Below are 3,436 nucleotides of genomic sequence, written 5' to 3' on the forward strand. Positions count from 1 at the left end.
GGCAGGCGCAGGCCGGCTGGCTGCTGCACCTGAGCGGCGATGCCGAGGGTTCCCGCGCGCATTTTCTGGAGGCGCTGCAAGCCCTGCCCGAGAGTGCCTGGACATCGCGCCTGATGTGCCTGTCGGGCCTGACCCAGCAAGCCCTGCTACGCGGTGAGCTGGATGTCGCCCAAACCTTCAATCGCGAAGCGCTGTGCCTGGCTCGCGCCCACGGTTCGCTGGTGTTGGAGGCCTTGCTGGAGCTGGACCACGCCCAGCTGCTGGAACAGCGCGGCGCGCCTTACCGGGCGCAAAGCCTGCTGGAAAGCGTGCAGGCGATGCTGGCCGAGCAGCGCTTGCAGGCGGGTCCGCTGATGGGGCGTATCGCCCTGCGACGCGGGCATCTGGCGTTGCGTCAAGGGCAGGATGCCCTGGCGGGTGAGTGTTTCGAAAACGGTATGAACATCTGCCTGCACAGCCAGGACAAGCGGGTGCTCTACGGGTTTCTCGGGCTGGCGCTGCTGGCGGCCAATCGCGGTGATTACGCCCAGGCGTTTATCCAGCTGCGCGATGCCGAGCGGCTGATGCAGCAGCGCCACGTTCCCGTGCTGGTGTACCGCGCGGTACTGTTGTTGGTCAGCGGGCATTTCTGGTTGCAGCAGGGGCGCGCGGAATTGACAGTAGAGGCCGTGCGCCGCGTGTTACGCCACTTTCATGGACCCTGCGCCAAGCAGGCGCCGCCGGCCACACTGGAATTGATCCCGCGTCTTGAGTACCTGCTGGTGCTGGCCGAGGTCAGGCTGGGTTGCGCCGAACAGCCGCTCGAGCGCCTCGGCGCCTTGCTCGACAGCACCCGGCAACGCGGCATGCTGTGCCTGGAAACCGAGCTGCAGTTGGTGCTGGGCGAGGTGGCCTGGCGCCTGGGAGAGCCGACCCGGGCGCGACTGGCGCTGCAAGCCGGCCTGGCATTGGCGGCGCGTTGCCAGGTGCAGCAGGCGGTGCGCGAGTTGCGTCTACGTGCACCGGGCTTATTGAGTGAGTTGGGGCTCGAACCGCAAGCGTCGCCCGTCGGCGTCACGCAAAACCCGCTGAGCCAGCGCGAACTGGAAGTGTTGCAGTTGATCGCCCTGGGCAACTCCAATCTGCAAATTGCCGACCGCCTGTATATCTCCCTGCACACGGTCAAGACCCATGCGCGGCGTATCCACAGCAAACTCGGGGTGGAGCGACGCACGCAGGCGGTGGCCAAGGCCAAGACGCTGGGCTTGATGGGCTAGGCGCGAAAGGCCTGGCGATAGTCCCCGGGCGCCGCCCCCATGGCTTGGCGAAAGCGCTGGTTGAAATGACTGGCGCTGGAGAAACCGCACATCAAGGCGATCTCCCCCACGGCCAGGGCGCTGCCGCGCAGCAGGCTCTTCGCACGGGCCAGCCGGCGCGCCAGCAAATACTGGTGGGGCGGCAGGCCGAAGCTTTGGCGGAACATGCGCGCGAAGTGGTACTCCGACAGCGCGCACAGGCTCGCCAGTTGGCCGAGGCTGATGGCGTCCTGCAGGTGCTGGTCGATGTACTCCACCAACCGCCGCCGCTGGTGCGCGGCCAGCCCACCTTTTACCCGCAGCCCGTCACGGGCGCCGACCTGGCTGAGCAGGGTGTGACTGAGCATTTCGTGGGCCAGGCTGCTGGTCAGCAGGCGCTCGCCGGGCTCGTGCCAGTTGAGGGCAATCAACTGGTGAAAGCATCCGGACAGGCGGGCGTCTTCGAGGAAGGTGCCTTCGCGCAATTGCAGCTCGCGGGGTTCGCGGTCGAGCAGGGTGACGCAGCCGAGGGCAAATTGTTCGGGGCTGAAATACACATGGGCCAGGCGAATCTGGCCATTGATCACCCACGCCGATTGATGCTCGGCCGGCAGGATGCACAGTTTGTCCGGACCGCCCTTGACGCCCGGCTGGTCACGGCGAAAAGTGCCGGTGCCGCCGCCGATGTAGCACGACAATGTGTGATGGCTGGGCGCCTGGTAATCCTGGGAATCGTGGTGGTTGCTCCACAATGCTGCGGACAAACCGTCACCGAGCTCGGCGCAGGCTTGCAGGCGTGCGTTGGGCGAGCGGTTAAGGGCTTGAAAGACTTGCAGGGATTCCAGTGCTGGCATGCTGTGTTCTCCGACGTTTCGCATCCTACCGCGCCGTCATGGCGCTGTGAGCCCCGCTTCCTACAAAAGCGCAAGAATGTGCAAGAGAACCGCACGCGGTAAAAGCGACACTGTGGCTCACTTATCGGAGCCCGCTATGAACCTTTCCCTGTATCTACTCACGGTGCTGATCTGGGGCACCACCTGGATCGCGCTCAAATGGCAGTTGGGCGTGGTGGCGATTCCCGTGTCGATCGTTTATCGCTTCGGCCTGGCGGCGCTGGTGCTGTTCGTCCTGTTGCTGCTCAGCCGCCGGCTGCAGGTGATGAACCGGCGCGGGCACTTGATTTGCCTGGCGCAGGGCCTGTGCCTGTTTTGCGTCAACTTCATGTGTTTTCTCACCGCCAGCCAGTGGATCCCCAGCGGGCTGGTGGCGGTGGTGTTTTCCACGGCGACTTTGTGGAACGCGCTGAATGCCCGGGTGTTTTTCGGTCAGCGGGTTGCACGCAACGTGTTGATGGGCGGCGCGCTTGGGTTGCTGGGACTGGGCTTTTTGTTCTGGCCGGAGGTGGCGGGGCATACCGCCAGCCCGCAGACCTTGCTCGGCCTGGGCCTGGCCTTGCTGGGCACGATGTGCTTTTCGGCGGGCAATATGCTCTCCAGCTTGCAGCAGAAAGCCGGGCTCAAGCCGTTGACCACCAATGCCTGGGGCATGGCCTATGGTGCGGCGATGCTGGCGGCCTATTGCGCAGTGCGTGGTATTCCGTTCGAGATGGACTGGAGTGCGCGGTATATCGGCGCGCTGTGGTACCTGGTGATCCCTGGTTCGGTAATTGGCTTTACCGCCTACCTGACGCTGGTGGGGCGCATGGGGCCGGAGCGGGCGGCCTATTGCACCGTGTTGTTCCCGGTGGTGGCGCTGAATGTATCGGCATTTGCCGAGGGCTATCAGTGGACTGCCCCGGCGCTGGCGGGGTTGGTGCTGGTGATGCTGGGCAATGTGCTGGTGTTTCGCAAACCCAAGCCGGTGACCCCGATTTTGCATGCGAAACAGGTCTGATGTGGGAGGGGGCAAGCCCCCGTAGCCATAGGTATCTACACAATTTTGGTGCGACACCGCACCTGTGGCGAGGGAGCTAACGCGTATCTACCTGACGCTTCGAGGTCCAAATGTGGGAGGGGCGGTGCGACGATTCGACTTGCCCCCGATGGCGGCCTCTGGGCCGACCAGGATATTGGATTGGACCGAGTACATATCCGTTTCTGCGGTCACGGCTGCTATGGGTTCCGCTTTTACAGCGGCTCACTTTTGAAAAGCGCAAAAGTAAG

General features: G+C 64.1%; 3 protein-coding genes. 2 read left to right on the plus strand and 1 reads right to left on the minus strand.

Annotated elements, in window-relative coordinates:
- A partial coding sequence (locus tag BFP96_RS16505; RefSeq protein WP_218188739.1) for a LuxR C-terminal-related transcriptional regulator occupies positions 1 to 1,256 on the plus strand: 1,256 nt, incomplete at its 5' end.
- Here BFP96_RS16505 and BFP96_RS16510 read toward each other — a convergent pair.
- Positions 1,253 to 2,128, minus strand: a complete 876-nt coding sequence (locus BFP96_RS16510; protein WP_065898254.1) for a helix-turn-helix domain-containing protein — start codon at positions 2,126 to 2,128, stop codon at positions 1,253 to 1,255. The genes BFP96_RS16505 and BFP96_RS16510 overlap by 4 nt on opposite strands.
- A 136-nt stretch (positions 2,129 to 2,264) precedes the next feature.
- On the opposite strand from BFP96_RS16510, the gene BFP96_RS16515 reads away from it, so the two are divergent.
- Positions 2,265 to 3,167 carry a DMT family transporter gene (locus tag BFP96_RS16515; protein ID WP_065892844.1) on the plus strand — a complete coding sequence of 301 codons (903 nt, stop codon included), beginning with the start codon at positions 2,265 to 2,267 and terminating at the stop codon, positions 3,165 to 3,167.
- Positions 3,168 to 3,436: the final 269 nt, after the last annotated feature.

Source organism: Pseudomonas sp. 34 E 7 (genome assembly GCF_900005715.1).
GTDB classification, from domain to species: domain Bacteria; phylum Pseudomonadota; class Gammaproteobacteria; order Pseudomonadales; family Pseudomonadaceae; genus Aquipseudomonas; species Aquipseudomonas orientalis_A.

What these genes read in the sequence shown, in the direction of transcription:
- BFP96_RS16510 (WP_065898254.1), bottom strand. Translation starts at nt 2,128, where the DNA reads ATGCCAGCACTGGAATCCCTGCAAGTCTTTCAAGCCCTTAACCGCTCG.
- BFP96_RS16515 (WP_065892844.1), top strand. Translation starts at nt 2,265, where the DNA reads ATGAACCTTTCCCTGTATCTACTCACGGTGCTGATCTGGGGCACCACC.